The sequence below is a fragment of the Streptomyces sp. WM6372 genome (assembly GCF_001279655.1).
Lineage (GTDB): Bacteria > Actinomycetota > Actinomycetes > Streptomycetales > Streptomycetaceae > Streptomyces.
This window is the reverse complement of sequence record NZ_LGDB01000115.1, coordinates 1-17,686: the sequence shown is the minus strand read 5'-3', so window position 1 is coordinate 17,686 and position 17,686 is coordinate 1. Positions and strand designations below refer to the sequence as shown.

Genomic DNA, 17,686 nt, shown 5'->3' with positions numbered 1-17,686 from the left:
AAACGTAGCAAGCGGACGGATGGTATGTCCGCTTATGTCATAGAGTGCCGAGGAGCAGTCAGAATCGGTCACGAGTGGGAGCGGCGAGACATGGGACCAGTGGAATTCATCGTCTTGGCCTTCCCGGAGGAGCAGCTGCGGGTGCCGGCGGTCGAGGCCGTGATGGGGCTGCGCAAGGCGGGGGTCGTACGGCTGATCGACGGGCTCGTGGTCACCAAGACGGCGGCGGGTTCGGTGCTGGCGGCGGAGTTCGACGAGTTCATGGAGCTGCAGGGGCTGCTGCGGCACCGGGAGGCCGCGCAGCTGATCGGGGCGGAGGACGTCGAGGAGTCGGCGGAGCTGCTGGAGCGGGGCAGCTGCGCGCTGCTGCTGCTCGTGGAGCACGTGTGGGCCGAGGACGCGGCGATCGCCGTACGGGCGGCGGGCGGGCGCATCGTGGGCTCGGTCCGGATCCCGCCGGAGCGGACGGAGGCGGCCTGATGTTCATCCGCCCGGTCGGCACGAGAGTGGACCCGGCCCGCCGCCCCACGGGCCGCCCCCTCCTCCAAGGCCTCCTCGCCCGAGCGGCGGGCCGGCCGCCGGTGGCGCAGTCCGCCGATTCCGACGCGCCCGGCGCCGGGTCCTCCGGCCCCGGGGGCCCGGGAGCCGAGCCCGCCGGCCCACAGGCGGCGGGACGGGGGACGTCAGGACCCGAAACGGCTCCAGCCAAGTCGGCCGCTCCGGACAGCCGGATGCCCAGCGGCGGCAGCCGGACCACGCCCCCGCCGACCGGCCTGGCCACGGAGCTGGCACAACTGGCCGACCTGGCCAAGGAAGGCCTCCTCACCCCCCAGGAGTTCAAGGAGGCCAAAACCCGCCTCCTCCACTCCTGACGGCCCGGCACGGGCTACACCCGGGGCGGATGCCCGTACCGGTCGGTGGCGCGGGCCCCGCTGCGCTTGGGGCTTTCTCCCCGCCCCGCCCTTTCTCCGTTTCTCCCCCGGCCACCGCTGGGAGGTGCCCCCAGGGCTGCGCCCGGACCCGTGCCCAGGGGCCGGACGGGTCGGCGCCTCCGGCAGCAGGGGGCCGGATGCGCCGGGGGCCGAACCGGCCGGGGTCGGGGGTGGGTGGGGTGTTGGCCGGGGCGTACCCGGGGGGCCGGACGGGCGGCAGCGGCCCGGCAGCGGTGGGCCGGACGGGTGGGTGTGGGGAACTGGCCGTTCCGGGTGGGGAATTTGTCATACCGGGCATGGCAGCATCGGCGGCCTGGAGGTGATCACATGTCACGCCGCGTGCTCCGTGCCGCCTGTATCGCCGCCCTGTTCGTGTCGGCCGGGCCGCTCCCCGTCACCCACGCCGGGTCCGTACCCGACTTCCTGGCGGACTCGGCCGCCGCCACGACCCGGCAGCCCCGTGCCACCGCAGAACCCGCCGCCCCCGGAGGCGCCACCGCCCGGCAGGCCCACGGCTCGGCGGACGCCGCCGAGACGACGCAGAACCCCGACCCAGGAGACGGCGCCTCCGGGCGGACCCCCGGCGCCCGCGGGGCCACCGCCTCTCAGCGGCCCGGCTCAGGGGACGGAGCCGGCGCGCGGGCCACCGGCGCGGCGGATGCCACCGACCGGCAGCGAGCCGGCACCGCGGGCGCAGGCGCCACCCGGAACCCCGGCACCGCGGACGCAGCCACCACACGGGGCCCCGCCGACGCAGGCACCGCCGCCGCTCCCCGCCCCGGCACCGGAGGCGCCGGCGCGCCGCCCGGACCCGGCGTCGCAGGTACCACCACCCCTCAGGCGCCCGGCACCACAGGGACCACCACCCTCCAGGGGCCCGGCACCACAGGGACCACCACCCCCCAGGGGCCCGGCGGTGCAGGGGCCGCCGCCCTTCAGGGGCTCGGTGTCGGGGAGTTGCTCACGCGGCTGCAGGGTCTCTACCGGGACGCCGAAGCCGCCGCCGAGGGGTACAAGGCCACCGAGCTCGCCCTCAAGGCCGGGCAGGACGAGGAGCGGCGGCTCAGTGCCGAGCTCGCGAAGGCCCGTACCGACCTCGGCGCCGAGAAGGCCGCCGCGGGGCGGGTGGCGCGGGAGCAGTACCAGGGCGCCGTCGGCTTCTCCCCGTACGCCCGGATGCTGCTCACCGGCGACCCCCAGGCCGCCCAGGACCAGCGGCGGCTCGCCGCCCGCGAGGGCGCCCGGCGGGCCGGGGTGCTGACCCGGCTCACCCGCAGCGAGCACCGGGCCGACCTCCTCGCCACCGCCGCCCGCAAGTCCCTCGACGCCCGCCAGACCCTGACCGCGCAGCGCAAGCGGCACAAACAGGAGGCCGAACTCAAGCTCAGGCAGGTCGAGCAGGTCCTCGCCTCGCTCACCCCCGAGCAGCTCGCCGGGCTCGGCTCCCGCGAGGCCGCGAACACCGCCACCGCGCAGCGGGAGCTGCTCGGATCCGGCCGGCTCGCGGACACCCCCCGTACGCCCACGGCCGCCGGCGGCGCCGCCCTGACCTACGCCACCGAGCAGCTCGGCAAACCGTACGTGTGGGGCGCCGAGGGGCCCGGGTCCTTCGACTGCTCCGGGCTCACCTCACAGGCCTGGGCGCACGCCGGCCGGTCCATCCCCCGGACCAGCCAGGAACAGTGGGCGCAGCTGCCCAAGGTGCCCCTGGACGAGCTGCGCCCCGGCGATCTGGTGGTCTACTTCCCGACCGCGACCCACGTGGCCCTGTACGTCGGCGACGGAAAGGTGATCCAGGCCCCGCGCCCCGGCGCGAAGGTCAAGGTGTCCCCCATCGCGGCCAATCCGCTGCTCGGCGCCGTACGGCCCGATCCGGACGCGGCCCCGCTCGCCGAGTTCACCGCACCGCCGCTCCCCGCGGCCCCGCCGACGGACGGCGGCGACGCCGGCTACTCCGCCGAGGAGGCTCCGGCCGACGACGCGACCTCCGACAGGTAGTCCTGCGCGTCCTCGGGGTCGTAGAAGTACGCGTCGAAGTCGGCCGGGTTGTCGAAGCCGTTGGCGAAACGATCCGCCACCGGCTGGAACTGCCCGGCCGCCCCGATCAGGTTCAGCACGTGCTCCGGCGGGACGCCCAGCATCGCGTTCGTCCACTGGGTCACCGGCTTGCCCGTCGCGAACCAGAACTTGTCGAAGGTGGCCTTCATCCAGGCCTCGTCGAACGGCTTGTCCCCGTGCATCAGGATCGACGACAGGTACGAGGCCGCGCACTTGGACGCGGAGTTGGAGCCCTGGCCGGTGATCGGGTCGTTCGCGACGACCACGTCGGCGACGCCCAGCACCAGCCCGCCGCCCGGCAGCCGCCCGATCGGGTTGCGGACCACCGGCGCGTACCGGCCGGCCAGCGTGCCGCCCGCGTCCGTCAGCTCCACGTCCGCCGCCCGCGCGTGCTCCCAGGGCGTAAACTTCTCCATCAGTTCCAGCGTGAGCGCGAGGTGTTCGGCCGGGTCCTTCACCCCGCGGAACACGTCGAGCGGGCCGCCCGGGAGTCCTTCCCAGAAGAGGATGTCCGCCCGCCCCGACGTCGTCACCGCGGGCATCACGAACAGTTCGCCCACCCCCGGGACCAGGTTGCAGCGCACCGCTTCCGTCTCCGGGTGTTCGGGGCGCGGTTCGAGCCCGTGCACGTACGAGACCGCCAGCGCGCGCTGCGGTGCGTCGTACGGGGAACGCGCCGCGTCCCGCCCGAACATCGACACCAGCTCGCCCTTGCCGGCGGCGACCAGCACCAGGTCGTACGTACGGGAGAAGAAGTCCAGGTCGGCGACGGACGCGCCGTGGATCACCAGCTGTCCGCCGCGCTGTACGAAGACGTCGAGCCAGCCGGCCATCTTCAGGCGCTGGTCGACGGACTGCGCGTACCCCTTGAGGCGGCCGAGCCAGTCGACGGGGCGCGAGCCGTCCGGGGCGGCCACGGAGACGCCGATGCCCTCGATCCGCGGGGCGTGCCGCTCCCAGAAGTTCAGCCCGAGGTCGCGCTCGTGCTGGAGCGCCGTGTCGAACATGACCTGCGTGGACATGATCCGCCCGGTGCGGATCTCGTCCGCCGTCCGGTTGGACATGAGGGTGATCTCGTACCCCTTCGCCTGGAGGCCGAGGGCGAGCTGGAGACCGGACTGGCCGGCCCCCACGACGAGTATCTTGCGCATCTCACGTTCTCGATTCGGGTGTGCGGTTCGGCGCTTCGGTGCTTCGGAAATTCGGCGGTTCGACGCTTCGGCGGTGGCGGGGACCTATTCGGGGGTCGCGTCCAGCGCGTGGCCCACCAGCGTCACGAGGGATTCGACGACCGTGTCGCGGCGCCGCGCGTCCATGATCAGCACCGGCACGTGCGGCGGTACGGTCAGCGCCTCGCGCACGTCCTGCGGCTCGTACGCGTGCGAGCCCTCGAAGTGGTTCACGGCGACCGCGTACGGGAGCCCGCAGCTCTCGAAGTAGTCGAGCGCCGGGAAGCAGTCGCGCAGCCTGCGCGTGTCGGCCAGGACGATGCCGCCGACGGCGCCGCGCACCAGGTCGTCCCACATGAACCAGAAGCGCTCCTGGCCCGGGGTCCCGTACACGTACAGCACGAGGTCGTCGGCGAGGGTGACGCGGCCGAAGTCCATCGCGACGGTGGTGGTGCTCTTGTCCGGGGTGCCGGACAGGTCGTCCGTCGGAGCGCCGGCCTGGGTCATCACGGCTTCGGTGCGCAGCGGGGTGATCTCGGAGACGGAGGACACGAAGGTGGTCTTGCCGACGCCGAAGCCGCCCGCGACCAGCACCTTGACGGCGACGGGCGCGCGGGAGCGGTCGTACTGCCAGGGCTGGACGGGCTCGTCGTCCAGGCCGGTCCCGGCGTGGCCGGGCGTGCCGGCGGGTGTGCCGACGGGCGGGTCAGAGACTGCGAAGACCACTGAGCACCCTTTCCAGCAGCGCGCGTTCGGGTCGCCCGGGGCCGTGCCCCGTCCCGTAGACGCGTATCCGTCCCTGGTCGGCGAGGTCGCTGACCAGGACGCGGACCACCCCGAGCGGCAGCTTCAGCAGCGCGGATATCTCCGCGATGGTGCGCATGCGGCGGCAGACCTCGACGATCGCCGGCATCTCGGGCATGCGGTCGTCGGGGTCGGGCCGCTGCGGCTCCGACGCCCGGGTGTCGCAGGCGGCGACGAACGTCTCCACGTGCAGGACCTGCGCGAAGCGGGTGCGGCCGGCCGTGAGGGAGTACGGACGGACGCGGGCGGGCCGGCGGTCGGCTCCGCGTATCGGCAGGCGGTCGGACGCCGACGCGGACGCCGCCGGGGCCGTACTCCTCACGGGGTCTTCTCCATCGACTGGCGCAGCTCGCTGCGGACTTCGGGGGTCAGGACGTGGCCGGCCCGGCCGACGAACAGGGCCATGTGGTACGCCACCACGCTCATGTCGCAGTCGGGGGTGGCGTGCACGCCGAGCAGCGAGCCGTCGCTGATGGCCATGACGAAGACGGAGCCGTGCTCCATGGCCACCATCGTCTGCTTGACCGCGCCGCCCTCCATGAGCTCGGCGGCGCCCGTGGTGAGGCTGCCGAGGCCGGAGACGATGGTCGCCAGGTCGGCGGAGGCGCCGCGCGGGCCCTTGGTGCGCGCGGGGTTCGCGCCCGCGGCCGCTCCCCCGGGGTCGGAGGACAGCAGCAGGAGCCCGTCCGAGGACACGACGGCGACGGAGTTGACGCCGGGCACCTCCTCGACCAGGTCGGTCAGCAGCCACTGCAGGTTGCGGGCCTGGGTGCTCAGTCCGTACGTACTGGGCGCGGTCATGTGCGTGCCTCCTGTGCGGTGTCCCCCTGGTCGGTGTCCTGTGCGAGCTCGGCGGCCACGACGCGCCGTCCGTCCCGCGTCCCCTGGTAGAAGCCGCCGAGCCGGCGGCGCAGCTCGTCGGCGTCGACGCGGCGCGCCGGCGCGGGCGGCCGTACGGCCTCGGGGCGGCTCGCGCCCACCGTGCGCGGGGTCCGCTTGGGCAGCCCCTTGTCGGTGACGGCCGCCTCCGGCCCGGAGTCGGGGTGGCTCCCCTGCCGGGGGACCCAGTCGGCCTCGTCGGGCGCGTGCCGGTGGGGCTCCGCCGGGCCGTCGGGGGCGACGGCGGTGGCGGACTCCCCGGGCAGCGGCAGTCCTGCTTCCGGTACGTCGGCCCGCGGGCCGGCATCGGGCAGCCGGTCGGGGGACGCCGGGTCGGGGTCGGGCCCGGCGAAACCCTCCGGTCCCGCGTCGGGGACGACCCGGGCGAGGAGTTCCTCGCCGGGATCGGGCTCGCCCGGGACCTCTTCGGGGCTGCCGGCCGCGGTGAGCGCCTGGTCGGCGCCCGGAAGCTCGGGCTCCGCCGCCGGGGCGGCGTCCGGAACGACCCGGGCCAGCAGTTCCTCCGCCGGGGCCGGTCCGCCGGGCGCGGTGAACACCTGGTCGGCCGGAGGCAGTACGTCCGCGGGGTCCCCGAAGCCCTGGCCGGCGGTGAACACCTGGTCGGCGGGCGGCAGCTGGCCGACCTCCGCCAGGGCGTGCCGGTCCGCGTCGGGCTCCAGCCCCCCGGCCAGGTCCGGCCCGAAGTCCGGAGCCAGGCTCGCGCCCGGCGCGAAGTCCGACTCCGGGGCGGGGTCAGGGGCCGGGGACGGGGCCGGGGCCGTGTCCTGGTCCGAGACCGGGTCCGGCTCCGAGACGGGGGCCGACTCCGAGACCGGGGCCGGCTCCACGGCCGGCGCGAGGTCCGGGGCCGGATCCACGTCCGGAGCCGCCTCCGAAGCCGGATCCGCGTCCGGGTCCGGGTCCGTACCCGCAGCCATCAGCTCGTCCGCGACATCCGTTACGGCCGGGTCCGGGTCCCACTCCATGCCCCGCAGCAGCTCGGCGTCCGCCTCCGGGCCCGGGTCCCGGAAGGGCTCGGCAGCCGGGGCGGGGGCCGGGCCGGCCTGCGCCGACGCCTCCGCCTCCCGCTCCACCGCCGGGGGCTCCGGCATCCGCCGCCCCGGGATCGTGTTCTCGTTCGCCTCCGCGATCACACCCGGCAGCCGCAGTTCCGGCACACCCGGCGCCGGCGTGGCGTACGTGTGCACCGGCGAGCTCGGCGGCGTGGCCGGGAGCAGCGAGGCCGGGACGACCACGAGGGCCTCCGTGCCCGCGTGCCGGCCGGCGCGCAGCTCGGCCGTGACCCCGTGCCGGGCCGCGAGGCGGCCCGCCACGTACAGGCCGAGGCCCAGGCCGTGTTCGGCCTCCGGCTCCTCGTCGTACGCCTCCGGCGTGGCCAGGCGGGCGTTCAGCGCCTCCAGCCGGTCGCCGGTGACACCGATGCCCTGGTCCATGACGGAGAGCACCACGTCACCCGAGTCGAGCAGCCAGCCGGAGACCCGTACCTTCGCCTCGGGCGGCGAGAACGTCGTCGCGTTCTCCAGCAGTTCGGCGAGCACGTGCGAGATGTCGTCGGCCGCGTGCCCCGCGACCTGCGTGAACGGCGGCAGCGCCGCCAGGTCGACGCGCTCGTAGCGCTCGATCTCGCTGACCGCGGCGCGCATCACGTCGACCAGCGGGACGGGCCCGGCACCGGCGCCGTGGCCGTGCTCCTGGCCGGCCAGGACCAGCAGGTTCTCGTTGTGGCGGCGCATGACCGTCGCCAGGTGGTCCAGCTTGAACAGGGTCGCCAGCCGGTCCGGGTCCTGCTCCTTGGACTCCAGCTCCTCGATGACCGCGAGCTGGCGCTCCACGAGCCCGAGCGTGCGCAGCGAGAGCGAGACCGACGTCGTCGACATGATGCGGCGGTGCTCTTCGAGGTGGGCCCGCAGCTGCGTCAGCTCCTGCTCCAGCGTCTCGCGGCCCGCGGTCAGTTCCTGCTCCAGCGCATCGCGGGCCGCGGAGAGCGCCTCGTTGCGGCCGATGAGCCGGCGGCCGTCGGCGTCGAGGCCGGCGATCCGGGTGTGCAGGGAGACGGTCTGGTCGCGGACCGCGTTGAGGTGGCGTACAACCTCGGCGAACTCGTCGTTGCGGCCGGTGAAGCGGACCGGCTCGACCGAGCCCTCCGGGGTGGCCAGCCGGGCCGCGCCGCGGCGCAGTACGGACAGCGGCCGCGTCAGCGAGCGCGCGACGGCCGTGGAGAAGCCGACGGCGACGAGGAACAGCAGGCCGAGGACCGCGACCAGCATCTCCAGCCGGGTCACGTCGTCGTCGCGCAGGGTGGCGAGCGCGGTGGCCCGCTGCCCGGCGAGGGTGGCCTCGACGGAGCGCATCCGGTCGATGCGGGCGGTGAGCGACGGGGCGACGGCGGCGCCGTCGAGCCGGCGGTCGGCCGTGGACAGCGTGGGCCGTTCGGTGAGCCGCTTGAGGTAGTCGTCGGCCGTCTTGACGTCGGGTCCGGTGACGGTGGCGGCGAGGATCTGGCGTACGTCGGGCCGTGCGACCCGGTTGAAGTCGTCGAGCGCGGCCTGCTCCCGTACGCGGGCCCGCTGGGCGGCGGTGCTGAGTTCGTCCGCGGCGGCCGTGTTGGAGGGCTGCTCGCCGCGGGGGACGGCCAGCGCGGCGAGCAGCAGTCCGCGGGTGGCGGAGGCCTGTTCGACGGCCTGGCCGAGGGGGGCCAGCGGGCGGGTGGTGGCGAGGGCGGCGACGGCGCGCGGCGGGGTCAGCTCGGCGAGCCGGTCCCCCGGCGCGAGCAGTTCCGCGATGACGCCCGCGTACGCCTGCTGGGCGGCGAGGGCGCTGCCCTTGCCGTCGACGGCCTCGGTGCGGACGGCCTGGACGCGGCCGATGGCGCGGGCGAGCGTCTCGTCGGCCTCGTTCTGGACCTCGGTGAGCTGGCGGTCGGTGAGCGCGGTGCGCTCCTGGACGGGGCCCTTCGCCTGGGCGCCGGGGCGGCCCTTGGCCACGTACTCGACGACGGCGTCGCGCTCGTCGCCGAGGAGGTGCGCGAGGGTGAGGGTGTGCTGGGTCTGCTCGGCGAGCGTGACCAGCTGCTGGGAGTCGTTCAGCTCCCGTGTCGCGGAGACCACGGCTGGGGCGCCGGCCGCGAGGACGGTGAGGCCGGCGACGGCTACGCCGATGACGAGCCTGCTGCGCACGCGGACGGGACGTCCTGCGGGGGCTGGTCCGTCGGTGGCGGTGCCGTTCTTCCGAGACCGCTTCTTCTGCACCGGTGCTCGCAATCCTGTACGTGTGCTCGTGCTCGTCTACTCGTGTGGCCGAGGTAACGGCCGGTCAACAAGTAAACGCCCCCTGCCCCCTCGTACCGCCTCAGACCTTTGCAGTGTGTTGGGGAGAGAGCCTGACATCGCCCACCCGGCCACTCGAACGAGTGAACATCACGGATGAGTTGGCGACCAACTCGGCGGTGCTCCCACAGGGGTCCGTCATGGACGGGTGGTTGAAAGATCGGTGAGGGCTTTGGCAATATGCCCGCCCACAGCCGCCACGGGCCCGCCGAGCACCGCGCCGGCCGCACGGATGCCGTACATCCGACGGCCTCTTTATTGGTACGGACCTTTCGCTCCATTCCGGCACTCCGGCGCCCGCGGGGCGGGCAGAATGTCCGTATGCGCATCGACCTCGCCTCGGCCCCCGGCAACCCGGAACGCCCCAACGAGGACTGGCTATCGGCGGCGATACCCGCCGCGGGCGGCGGAGTCCTGGTCGCCCTGGACGGGGTCACCCCGCCGGGCGGCGAGGTGGGGTGTTCGCACGGCGTGCCCTGGTTCGCGGCCCGGCTCGGAGGCCGATTGACCGAACTGTCCGGATCGCGGCGGGACATGCCGCTGGACCGGATCCTGGCGGAGTCCATCCGCGGCACGGCCGACGCGCACCGGGAAACCTGTGACCTTTCTCACGTACGGACCCCGCAGGCGACGGTGGTGATGGCGCGGTGGGACGAGGAGTACGTGGAGCACCTCGTGCTCTCGGATTCCGTACTGCTCCTCCAAGCGCCCGGCGGTGAGGTGACGGCGGTGCTCGACGACCGGCTGGACCGGATCCCGCGCGAGCTGCTGCGGACGCAGGCCTCGGCGGACGCGCTGCGCAACGCGGAGGGCGGCTTCTTCACGGCGGCGGCGGACCCGGACGTCGCCTCCCGGGCGGTGACGGGCCGGACCCCGCGCGAGCGGGTCCGGGCGCTGGCGGCGCTGACCGACGGGGCGAGCCGGTGGACGGACACGTTCGGGGAGGGCGACTGGGCCCAGTGCCTCGCGGTGCTCCGGAAGGAGGGCGCGGAGTCCCTGATCGCCCGGGTCCGCACCCTGGAGTCGGACCCGGACCGCCCCCGCGCGCGCGGCAAGCGCCACGACGACGCCTCGGCGGCGTACGCGGAGTTGTAGGTGTAGGTGCGGCGGCGGCCGTGGCCGCCGCCGTGGCCGCCGTGGCCGCTCGGGCGGCTACTCCTCGCCCTGGTTCAACTGATGGAGGAGCCGGGCCAGTTCCGCGACCTCTCCCCGGTCCCAGTCGGCGAGCTTGCGCATGTACTGCTCGCGCCGGGCCCCCCGTACGCGCAGGAACCGCTCCCTGCCCTCGTCCGTGAGGCCGACGAGGAAGGCCCGGCCGTCGGCCGGATCCGGCTCGCGCGCCACCAGCCCCAGCACCTCCAGGGCCCGCAGCTGCCGGCTCATGGTGGCCTTGCCGACCCCGAAGTACGCGGCGAGCTCGGTGGCCCGCTGACGGCCCGCGGCCTCCAGCCGTACGAGCAGCCCGTACGCGGCCGGCTCCAGCTCGGGATGGAGCGCGCGCGCCATCTCCCCGGACGAGGCCCGGGCGCGCCGGAGGAAGACGGACAGCTCCCGCTCCAGGGCGAGGAACTCCTGGTCTTCGCTTCCGTGCACGTCCGCTCCCATCGATGGTGTCCCGAGGCACCAGTATTTCGCAGCGGGCGCGCCACCGGCCCGGGACCCTCCCCCGGACGGAGTCTGGGGGAGGATTCCGGGCCGTACGCTCCGGCCGGCGGCCGCAGCCGCCGGGCCGGTCGGGCTGCCGGTCGGACGGGCCGGTCAGGCGGCGGCGGTCACCGGGACGGCGTCCGCCGCGAGGGCCAGTTCCAGGACCTGGCGCACGTCCGTCACCGGGTGGACCTCCAGGCCCTCCAGCACCTCGGACGGGACGTCGTCCAGGTCGGCCTCGTTCCGCTTCGGGATGATCACGGTGGTCAGACCGGCCCGGTGTGCGGCCAGCAGCTTCTGCTTGACCCCGCCGATCGGCAGGACGCGCCCGGTCAGCGAGACCTCGCCGGTCATGGCCACGTCGGTCCGCACCTGCCGCCCGGAGAGCAGCGAGGCGAGCGCCGTGGTCATCGTGATGCCCGCGCTCGGGCCGTCCTTCGGCACCGCGCCCGCCGGGAAGTGGATGTGCACGCCCCGGTCCTTCAGGTCGGCGACCGGAAGTTCCAGCTCCGCGCCGTGCGAGCGCAGGAAGCTGAGCGCGATCTGCGCCGACTCCTTCATCACGTCGCCGAGCTGGCCGGTGAGGGTGAGTCCCGCGGCCCCCGTCTCGGGGTCGGCCAGCGAGGCCTCGACGAAGAGGACGTCGCCGCCCGCGCCGGTCACGGCGAGCCCGGTGGCCACGCCGGGGACGGCGGTGCGCCGCTCGGCGGGGTCCTGGGCGGACTCCGGGACGTGGTGCGGGCGTCCGATGAGCCCGCGCAGGTCGTCGGCGCCGACGCTCAGCGGCAACTCCCGCTCCCCCAGCTCGTGCTGGGAGGCCACCTTGCGCAGCAGGCGGGCGATGGAGCGCTCCAGGGTGCGGACGCCGGCCTCGCGGGTGTACTCCCCGGCCAGCTTGCGCAGGGCGTCCTCCTCCAGCACGACCTCGTCGGCGCCGAGTCCGGCGCGCTCCAGCTGGCGGGGCAGCAGGTGGTCGCGGGCGATGACGACCTTCTCGTCCTCGGTGTACCCGTCGAGGCGCACGAGCTCCATGCGGTCGGCGAGCGCCTCCGGGATGGCCTCCAGGACGTTGGCGGTGGCCAGGAACACCACGTCGCTCAGGTCCAGCTCCACTTCCAGGTAGTGGTCCCGGAAGGTGTGGTTCTGGGCGGGGTCCAGGACCTCCAGCAGCGCGGCCGCCGGGTCTCCGCGGAAGTCCGACCCGACCTTGTCGATCTCGTCGAGCAGGACGACCGGGTTCATGGAACCGGCTTCCTTGATGGCCCGTACGATCCGGCCGGGCAGGGCGCCGACGTACGTACGCCGGTGGCCGCGGATCTCGGCCTCGTCGCGGACGCCGCCGAGGGCGACGCGCACGAACTTGCGGCCCATCGCGTGGGCGACGGACTCCCCGAGGGAGGTCTTGCCGACGCCGGGGGGGCCGACGAGCGCCAGTACGGCGCCGCCGCGGCGGCCGCCGATGACGCCCATGCCGCGCTCGGAACGCCGCTTGCGCACGGCGAGGTACTCGGTGATGCGGTCCTTCACGTCGCTCAGCCCGGCGTGCTCGGCGTCCAGGACGGCCCGCGCGCCGCGGATGTCGTACTCGTCCTCGGTCCGCTCGTTCCAGGGCAGTTCCAGCACGGTGTCCAGCCAGGTGCGGATCCAGGAGCCCTCCGGGGACTGGTCGCTGGACCGCTCCAGCTTGTCGACCTCCTTGAGCGCGGCCTCCCGTACCTTCTCGGGCAGGTCGGCGCCCTCGACGCGGGTCCGGTAGTCGTCGGACTCCTCGCCGTCCTTCTCTCCGTTGAGTTCGCGCAGTTCCTTGCGGACGGCCTCCAGCTGGCGGCGCAGCAGGAACTCGCGCTGCTGCTTCTCGACGCCGTCCTGGACGTCCTTGGCGATGGACTCGGCGACGTCCTGCTCGGCGAGGTGGTCGCGCAGCCAGGTGATGGCCAGCTTGAGCCGGGCGACCGGGTCGGCGGTCTCCAGCAGCTCGACCTTCTGCGCGACGGTCAGGAAGGGCGAGTACCCGGAATTGTCGGCGAGGGCCGAGACGCCCTCGATCTGCTGGACGCGGTCCACGACCTGCCAGGCCCCGCGTTTCTTGAGCCAGCTGGTGGCGAGCGCCTTGTACTCCTTGACGAGCTCGGTGACCGACCCCGGCAGCGGATCGGGCAGCCTCTCGTCGACGCTCTCGCCCTCGACCCAGAGCGCGGCGCCGGGCCCGGTGGTCCCGGCCCCGATCCGGACGCGGCCGACACCGCGGATCAGCGCGCCCGGGTCACCGTCGGACAGCCGCCCCACCTGCTCGACGGTCCCGAGCACACCGGTGCCGGCGTACTTCCCGTCGACCCGCGGTACGAGCAGCACCCGGGGCTTGCCGCTGCGGACCGCCGCCTGGGCGGCCTCGACGGCCCCCCGCACCTCGGCATCGGACAGGTCCAGCGGAACGACCATCCCAGGCAGCACGACCTCGTCGTCGAGCGGCAGCACGGGCAGAGTGAGCGTTACGGACGTCGAAGCCATGATCTTCCCTCCGGCAGTGAAGTTGAGCTATGCCGACTCAATGCATGTGCGCCGCCCAATGTTCCCCACTCCCCGTTCGCCCGGGGCGAACACCCCCGCCACCGTCCTGCTGCCCCCTTCCGTGCAGGGGGGCGACACCGTGCTGGACCCGCGCGGTGTGATGAACTGCCGTCCGTTCACCGTCGCCTGAGAAGGGGAGAGCATGACTGCCGACGTGCCGGCCGACGTGGCGGCCCAGCGAGCGCCCGATCCCGCACAGGCCCCAAAGGCCCCACAGGCTTCCCAGGCCTCAGCGGCGCGTGCCGAACGGGAACACCGGCGCGCACGCCGTATGGAGGCGTGGTCGATCGCGTGGATGCTCCTGGCCCTGGCGATCTGGGGGTGGTTCGCCTTCCTGATGCTCGCCGACTACGGCCCCGAGTTCGGGGGCAAGGCCGCGTGCCGAGGGCCGCTGGTCGGCCCGCTGTCCGAGGACAGGCAGTGCCGCGACGCACTGCACCAGTGGCCGGCGCTGCTGGGCGTCCTCGCGCTGGCGACCGTGGCGACCGTTTCCGCGGCGGCGACGATCGTGTACGCCAAAGTCCTCTCCCGCCTGGCGGACCGTGACCCGGCTGCGGCCACCGGAGGTCCGAGGACGGGGTGACCGTCCGGAACTCCGGTCGGGCCGCCTGACCTTTCGCCCCGCCGGCCACGGCCGACGGGCGGGCTACGCCGCTGCCCACGCGATCCCACGGCCGCCCGGTCCGGGCCCGTCCCGTCAGCCCGTCGCCGCCGGCAGCTCCGGGCGCATGGCCCAGTCCGTCCAGGAGCCGTCGTAGACCGCCAGGGCGGAGTAGCCGGCGAGGGTGGCGCCCAGGGCCAGGACGCAGGCCGTGACCCCCGAACCGCAGCTGAAGTACAGCCGACGCTCCCGGTCGCCGGTCACCGCCGCGAAGGCCTCGCGGAGTTCCCCGGCGGGCCGCATCAGGCCGGCGCCGCTCAGGAGGTCCCCGAACGGCAGGTTCACCGCGCCCGGCATGTGGCCCCCGCGCAGCCCCGGCCGCGGTTCGGGGGCCGCGCCGGTGAAGCGTTCGCGCGTACGGGCGTCCAGTACGAGCGCCGCCGGATCGGCGAGGGCCGCCCCGACGGCGGCGAAGTCCACGAGCAGCCCCGGCCGCGGCCGGGCCGTGAAGGAGCCGCGCGGGCCCTCGTACGCGGGTCCGCACTCCTCGACGGGCAGTCCGGCGGCCGTCCAGGCGGGCAGTCCGCCGTCCAGGACGGCCGCCCGGTCGAAGCCCATGGCGCGCAGCATCCACCAGGCTCGCGCACTGGAGTAGACGCCGGCGCCGTCGTAGACCACGACGGTGCTGGTGCCGTCGACGCCGAGCCCGCGCAGCGCCTCCTCGAAGGCGGCGGCTCCGGGCATGGTGTGCGGGGCGGGGGCGTCGTGGTCGGACAGGGCTCCGTCGAGGTCGAAGGGCCGGGCCCCCGGGATCCGCCGGCCGGCGCCGCGGTGGGCGCCGACGGAGGCGTCGAACACGACGAGCCCCGGCTCGCCGAGCCGGCCGGCCAGCCAGTCGGCCCCGACCAGCGGTCCTGGCAGGGCGGGAGCGTCCGCGGCGGAGCGGGACGTGGTCATCCGGGTCATACGGCACCTCCGAGTGGGTCGGCGGGCCGCGCAGGCGAAGGGGCCCGCCGCACATCCTCCTACAGGGCCGAAATTGCCCGCAAAGCGCCTTGCTGGAAGGGGAGTTGGCGAGGATCCTGTGCCCTACATCCGGGCGTGGGGGGAGCCGTATGGCCAAGAGTGTCGTGACCGATGTCGTCGTCAGTCGAAGAGTCCTGTGGATCGGCGCGGAGGCGTATCCGCTGAACAACATCGCGAGGGCGACGACCGTCAGCGTCGACCCTGCGCGCAGGCAGGCGATCGCGCGCTTCCTCAAATCCGCCGTGACCGTGATCGTCCTGACGTTCGTCCTCCTCGTCGTGCTCCCGTCGGACTACCAGGACGGGGCGGTGGTCGTCGCGCTCGTGCTGCTCGGCCTCCTCGTGGCGCAACTGGGCGGCGTCATCCTGAGCAAGACGTACTACGCGCTGGTGATCGAGACCGCGGGTACGCCGAACACGGCGCTCGTCACCACCGACCGGGACCTCGCCCACGACCTGGTCCGCATGATCATGGAGGCGATCGACAACCCGCAGGCCAACTTCCACCAGCAGGTCAACAACTACATCGGCCAGGTCGGGGACAACTTCAGCGTCTCCGGTACCGGCAACGTCGGAAAGGCGAGGAATTGACCGGCGACGAGAACGTCTGGATCGGGCAGGTCGGCGACAACTTCAAGGTCGACGGGGCGCACAACATCGGCAAGATCGGTACGCAGAACAACGCGCCGCAGGACCCGCGGGCGGCGCTCCAGGAACTGATCAGCCTCGTCGAGGTGCTGCGGGGGCGGGTCCAGGAGGACGACCGGGCGGTCCTGGACGAGTCCCTGGACACCCTGACCGAGGACGGCGTGGAGCGCGGCGCGTTCCGCCGCGCCCTGGGGAGCATCTCCGGGGTCGCCCTCCTGGTCGGCGAGGTCGGCCTCCCGGTGGCCGAGGCGGTCCGCCGGGTGATGGCGCTCTTCGGCGGGTAGGGCCGCGGAGCGAAGGGGGAGGGGTCGTTAGGGTGCGTCCATGGAGCCGGAAACGATCACTGTCCTGGACGGCCGCGAGTGGGCCCGCGACCCGGAGCCGGTGCACCGCGTCCTGGCGGACCTGGTCGCCGGCGGCGCGGCCCTCGGCTGGGTCGACCCGCCCTCGCGGGACGAGGTCGCGCAGCTGCTCGACCAGGTGCTGTCGGCGGCCGAGGCCGGGGACGCGGCCCTGCGCGTCGCCTGCCTGGGCGGCCGCCTCGTCGGGCTGGGCTACTGGCGGCGCCACGCCCGGCCGACGCACCGGCCGCACGCCGATCTGGAGAAGGTCGCGGTGGACGCCGCCGCCCACGGGCGCGGCATCGGACGGGCGCTGACCGCGGCCCTGGTCGCGGACGCCGGGGCCGCGGGCATCGAGGTCCTCACCCTGGACGCCCGCGGCGACAACACCCACGCGCTCCGGCTGTACCGCTCCCTCGGCTTCACCGAGTACGGCCGCCTCCCCGACTTCGTCGCCGTCGGGGACCGCCGCTACGACAAGGTGTTCCTCATGCTGGACTTCCGCCGGGTCTAGCGGGTCCGCGCACGGAACGCGGTGCTCACGTGCAGTGGCCCGGCCGGGCGTAGACGGCGATGCGGGCGCCCCGGACCTCGTCCACCGAGCACAGGTCGAAGTGCGAGGCCAGCGTCTGGCGTTTGACCGCCTCGCGGGGGTACGGGTCCAGCGGCTGGTCCGCCGGGTCCCGGAGGGCCACCACCCGGGGGGCGTCCACCAGGCGGGCCCAGATCTGCGCCGTGGGGAGCTCCGTGCCCTGGAGGCTGTGCGAAGCCGCCGGGGTGCGGTCCAGGGCCGGGTCGCGCAGGGTCGCGTACAGCTCGGGCGAGGACAGCAGCCATTCGCGCCGCCGCGACGGCATGAACAGCACGGCGTCTCCCGGCCGGGCCCGTTCCCGTACGGCGGCGGCCACCGCGAGCACGTCGTCCTTGCGGCTCTCGGGGGTGCGCAGCCAGAGCGACCACCATCCGAACGGCACCAGCAGGGCGCCCGCCAGCAGCCACGGCCACCACCCCCGGGCCGCCGCCAGCCGGGTCCCGGCGAGCAGGGCGAGCCCGGCGAGCGCGTAGAGCACGTACCGGTCCACGTACCAGGGGTGGACGAGGGAGACCGCCATCAGCAGGCCGGGCGGGATCAGGGCCAGCGGCAGGGCGACCCGGACCAGTTCGCGCGGCAGCGCCGGGCCCCGCGCGAGCAGCAGGGAGGCCGCCGCGACCACCCCGTACGCCGCCCAGTCCCGCCAGCTCGGCCGGCCGAGCCAGCCCAGCTGCTGCTCCGCCTGCCGGGCGCTCACCACGGCCAGCGGCACCAGCAGGGCCACCACCGCGGCGGCGCTCCACCGCCAGCCGCGCGAGCGCCGGGCGCTGACCCCGTGCGCGAGGAGGGCCAGTACGGCGAACTCGTGCAGCCAGCAGCCCAGCAGCATGACCACGGCGTACGCGACCCACCGCTCGCGCAGCATCAGGTACGTCGCCCACACCACGGCCGCCGCGACGAGGGCGTACGAGCGGCCCTCCTGGGCGTACATCTGCACGGGCGGCAGCACGGCGTAGGCCGCGCCGGACCACAGCGCGGCCCGCTCCCCCGCGAGCCGGTGGGCGACGGCGGCCACCCCGGCGGCGGCCAGCGCGGTGGCGGCGACGGACGGCAGGCGCAGCGCCCACAGGGCGCC

Annotated in this window: 18 protein-coding genes; 9 read left to right on the top strand and 9 right to left on the bottom strand. The window is 74.5% G+C overall.

Annotation, left to right across the window (positions count from 1 at the left end; translation table 11 throughout):
* Positions 1-90: 90 nt before the first annotated feature.
* The 3 genes from ADK52_RS09775 (at position 91) to ADK52_RS44425 (ending at position 2,930) form a co-directional block, all read left to right on the top strand.
* Positions 91-480 carry a DUF6325 family protein gene (locus ADK52_RS09775; RefSeq protein ID WP_053689373.1) on the top strand — a complete coding sequence of 130 codons (390 nt, stop codon included), beginning with the start codon at positions 91-93 and terminating at the stop codon, positions 478-480.
* The gene (locus tag ADK52_RS42245; RefSeq protein WP_159045900.1) at positions 480-872 is read left to right on the top strand and encodes an SHOCT domain-containing protein; all 393 of its coding nucleotides are present in this window, start codon (positions 480-482) and stop codon (positions 870-872) included. The genes ADK52_RS09775 and ADK52_RS42245 overlap by 1 nt, the downstream gene beginning before the upstream one ends.
* Positions 873-1,259: 387 nt before the next feature.
* Positions 1,260-2,930, top strand: coding sequence for a C40 family peptidase (locus ADK52_RS44425; RefSeq protein WP_267887249.1), 1,671 nt, complete (start codon positions 1,260-1,262; stop codon positions 2,928-2,930).
* Here ADK52_RS44425 and ADK52_RS09765 read toward each other — a convergent pair.
* The 5 genes from ADK52_RS09765 to ADK52_RS09745 form a co-directional block, all read right to left on the bottom strand.
* Positions 2,882-4,141 carry a styrene monooxygenase/indole monooxygenase family protein gene (locus tag ADK52_RS09765; protein ID WP_053689372.1) on the bottom strand — a complete coding sequence of 420 codons (1,260 nt, stop codon included), beginning with the start codon at positions 4,139-4,141 and terminating at the stop codon, positions 2,882-2,884. The genes ADK52_RS44425 and ADK52_RS09765 overlap by 49 nt on opposite strands.
* 84 nt (positions 4,142-4,225) lie before the next feature.
* A complete protein-coding gene (locus ADK52_RS09760; RefSeq protein WP_053689493.1) occupies positions 4,226-4,816 on the bottom strand; it encodes a GTP-binding protein in 591 nt (196 codons plus the stop codon).
* Between the two features lie 49 nt (positions 4,817-4,865).
* Positions 4,866-5,285, bottom strand: a complete 420-nt coding sequence (locus tag ADK52_RS09755) for a DUF742 domain-containing protein (RefSeq protein ID WP_053689371.1) — start codon at positions 5,283-5,285, stop codon at positions 4,866-4,868.
* The gene (locus ADK52_RS09750; RefSeq protein WP_053689370.1) at positions 5,282-5,764 is read right to left on the bottom strand and encodes a roadblock/LC7 domain-containing protein; all 483 of its coding nucleotides are present in this window, start codon (positions 5,762-5,764) and stop codon (positions 5,282-5,284) included. Before ADK52_RS09750 ends, ADK52_RS09755 begins: the two co-directional genes overlap by 4 nt.
* Positions 5,761-9,039 carry a nitrate- and nitrite sensing domain-containing protein gene (locus ADK52_RS09745; RefSeq protein WP_053689369.1) on the bottom strand — a complete coding sequence of 1,093 codons (3,279 nt, stop codon included), beginning with the start codon at positions 9,037-9,039 and terminating at the stop codon, positions 5,761-5,763. Before ADK52_RS09745 ends, ADK52_RS09750 begins: the two co-directional genes overlap by 4 nt.
* Before the next feature lie 471 nt (positions 9,040-9,510).
* Between ADK52_RS09745 and ADK52_RS09740 the strand changes: the two genes are divergently transcribed.
* Positions 9,511-10,284, top strand: coding sequence for a protein phosphatase 2C domain-containing protein (locus ADK52_RS09740; RefSeq protein WP_053689368.1), 774 nt, complete (start codon positions 9,511-9,513; stop codon positions 10,282-10,284).
* Between the two features lie 57 nt (positions 10,285-10,341).
* Here ADK52_RS09740 and ADK52_RS09735 read toward each other — a convergent pair whose 3' ends face one another.
* Entirely contained in the window at positions 10,342-10,794 is a 453-nt protein-coding gene (locus tag ADK52_RS09735) for a MarR family winged helix-turn-helix transcriptional regulator (protein WP_053689367.1), read from the bottom strand.
* A 153-nt stretch (positions 10,795-10,947) separates the two neighbouring features.
* Complete coding sequence (gene lon / locus ADK52_RS09730; RefSeq protein WP_053689366.1) at positions 10,948-13,344, bottom strand: endopeptidase La; 2,397 nt, start codon at positions 13,342-13,344, stop codon at positions 10,948-10,950.
* A 58-nt stretch (positions 13,345-13,402) separates the two neighbouring features.
* Between lon and ADK52_RS44420 the strand changes: the two genes are divergently transcribed.
* Together ADK52_RS44420 and ADK52_RS09725 are read left to right on the top strand one after the other, a co-directional pair.
* A complete protein-coding gene (locus ADK52_RS44420; protein WP_267887248.1) occupies positions 13,403-13,534 on the top strand; it encodes a hypothetical protein in 132 nt (43 codons plus the stop codon).
* Between the two features lie 12 nt (positions 13,535-13,546).
* Positions 13,547-13,987 carry a hypothetical protein gene (locus tag ADK52_RS09725; RefSeq protein ID WP_159045899.1) on the top strand — a complete coding sequence of 147 codons (441 nt, stop codon included), beginning with the start codon at positions 13,547-13,549 and terminating at the stop codon, positions 13,985-13,987.
* Between the two features lie 114 nt (positions 13,988-14,101).
* Here ADK52_RS09725 and ADK52_RS09720 read toward each other — a convergent pair whose 3' ends face one another.
* Positions 14,102-14,962 carry a sulfurtransferase gene (locus ADK52_RS09720; protein ID WP_053689492.1) on the bottom strand — a complete coding sequence of 287 codons (861 nt, stop codon included), beginning with the start codon at positions 14,960-14,962 and terminating at the stop codon, positions 14,102-14,104.
* A gap of 158 nt (positions 14,963-15,120) precedes the next feature.
* On the opposite strand from ADK52_RS09720, the gene ADK52_RS09715 reads away from it, so the two are divergent.
* Genes ADK52_RS09715 through ADK52_RS09705 form a run of 3 tightly spaced genes read left to right on the top strand, consistent with a single transcriptional unit; the run spans position 15,121 to position 16,533 of the window.
* The gene (locus tag ADK52_RS09715) at positions 15,121-15,621 is read left to right on the top strand and encodes a DUF6232 family protein (RefSeq protein ID WP_053689364.1); all 501 of its coding nucleotides are present in this window, start codon (positions 15,121-15,123) and stop codon (positions 15,619-15,621) included.
* Positions 15,618-15,962: a hypothetical protein gene (locus tag ADK52_RS09710; RefSeq protein ID WP_053689363.1), complete on the top strand. Its 345-nt coding sequence runs from the start codon at positions 15,618-15,620 to the stop codon at positions 15,960-15,962. Before ADK52_RS09715 ends, ADK52_RS09710 begins: the two co-directional genes overlap by 4 nt.
* 40 nt (positions 15,963-16,002) lie before the next feature.
* Positions 16,003-16,533 carry a GNAT family N-acetyltransferase gene (locus ADK52_RS09705; protein ID WP_053689362.1) on the top strand — a complete coding sequence of 177 codons (531 nt, stop codon included), beginning with the start codon at positions 16,003-16,005 and terminating at the stop codon, positions 16,531-16,533.
* A gap of 25 nt (positions 16,534-16,558) precedes the next feature.
* Here ADK52_RS09705 and ADK52_RS09700 read toward each other — a convergent pair.
* Positions 16,559-17,686 (bottom strand): hypothetical protein (locus ADK52_RS09700; RefSeq protein WP_053689361.1); only part of this gene is annotated, 1,128 nt, incomplete at its 5' end.

Excerpts from the sequence above, each read along its gene's own strand:
- ADK52_RS09775 (WP_053689373.1), top strand. The coding sequence starts at position 91 with ATGGGACCAGTGGAATTCATCGTCTTGGCCTTCCCGGAGGAGCAGCTG.
- ADK52_RS42245 (WP_159045900.1), top strand. The coding sequence starts at position 480 with ATGTTCATCCGCCCGGTCGGCACGAGAGTGGACCCGGCCCGCCGCCCC.
- ADK52_RS44425 (WP_267887249.1), top strand. The coding sequence starts at position 1,260 with ATGTCACGCCGCGTGCTCCGTGCCGCCTGTATCGCCGCCCTGTTCGTG.
- ADK52_RS09765 (WP_053689372.1), bottom strand. The coding sequence starts at position 4,141 with ATGCGCAAGATACTCGTCGTGGGGGCCGGCCAGTCCGGTCTCCAGCTC.
- ADK52_RS09750 (WP_053689370.1), bottom strand. The coding sequence starts at position 5,764 with ATGACCGCGCCCAGTACGTACGGACTGAGCACCCAGGCCCGCAACCTG.
- ADK52_RS09740 (WP_053689368.1), top strand. The coding sequence starts at position 9,511 with ATGCGCATCGACCTCGCCTCGGCCCCCGGCAACCCGGAACGCCCCAAC.
- ADK52_RS09735 (WP_053689367.1), bottom strand. The coding sequence starts at position 10,794 with ATGGGAGCGGACGTGCACGGAAGCGAAGACCAGGAGTTCCTCGCCCTG.
- lon (WP_053689366.1), bottom strand. The coding sequence starts at position 13,344 with ATGGCTTCGACGTCCGTAACGCTCACTCTGCCCGTGCTGCCGCTCGAC.
- ADK52_RS44420 (WP_267887248.1), top strand. The coding sequence starts at position 13,403 with ATGTTCCCCACTCCCCGTTCGCCCGGGGCGAACACCCCCGCCACCGTC.
- ADK52_RS09725 (WP_159045899.1), top strand. The coding sequence starts at position 13,547 with ATGACTGCCGACGTGCCGGCCGACGTGGCGGCCCAGCGAGCGCCCGAT.
- ADK52_RS09720 (WP_053689492.1), bottom strand. The coding sequence starts at position 14,962 with ATGACCACGTCCCGCTCCGCCGCGGACGCTCCCGCCCTGCCAGGACCG.
- ADK52_RS09715 (WP_053689364.1), top strand. The coding sequence starts at position 15,121 with ATGGCCAAGAGTGTCGTGACCGATGTCGTCGTCAGTCGAAGAGTCCTG.
- ADK52_RS09705 (WP_053689362.1), top strand. The coding sequence starts at position 16,003 with ATGGAGCCGGAAACGATCACTGTCCTGGACGGCCGCGAGTGGGCCCGC.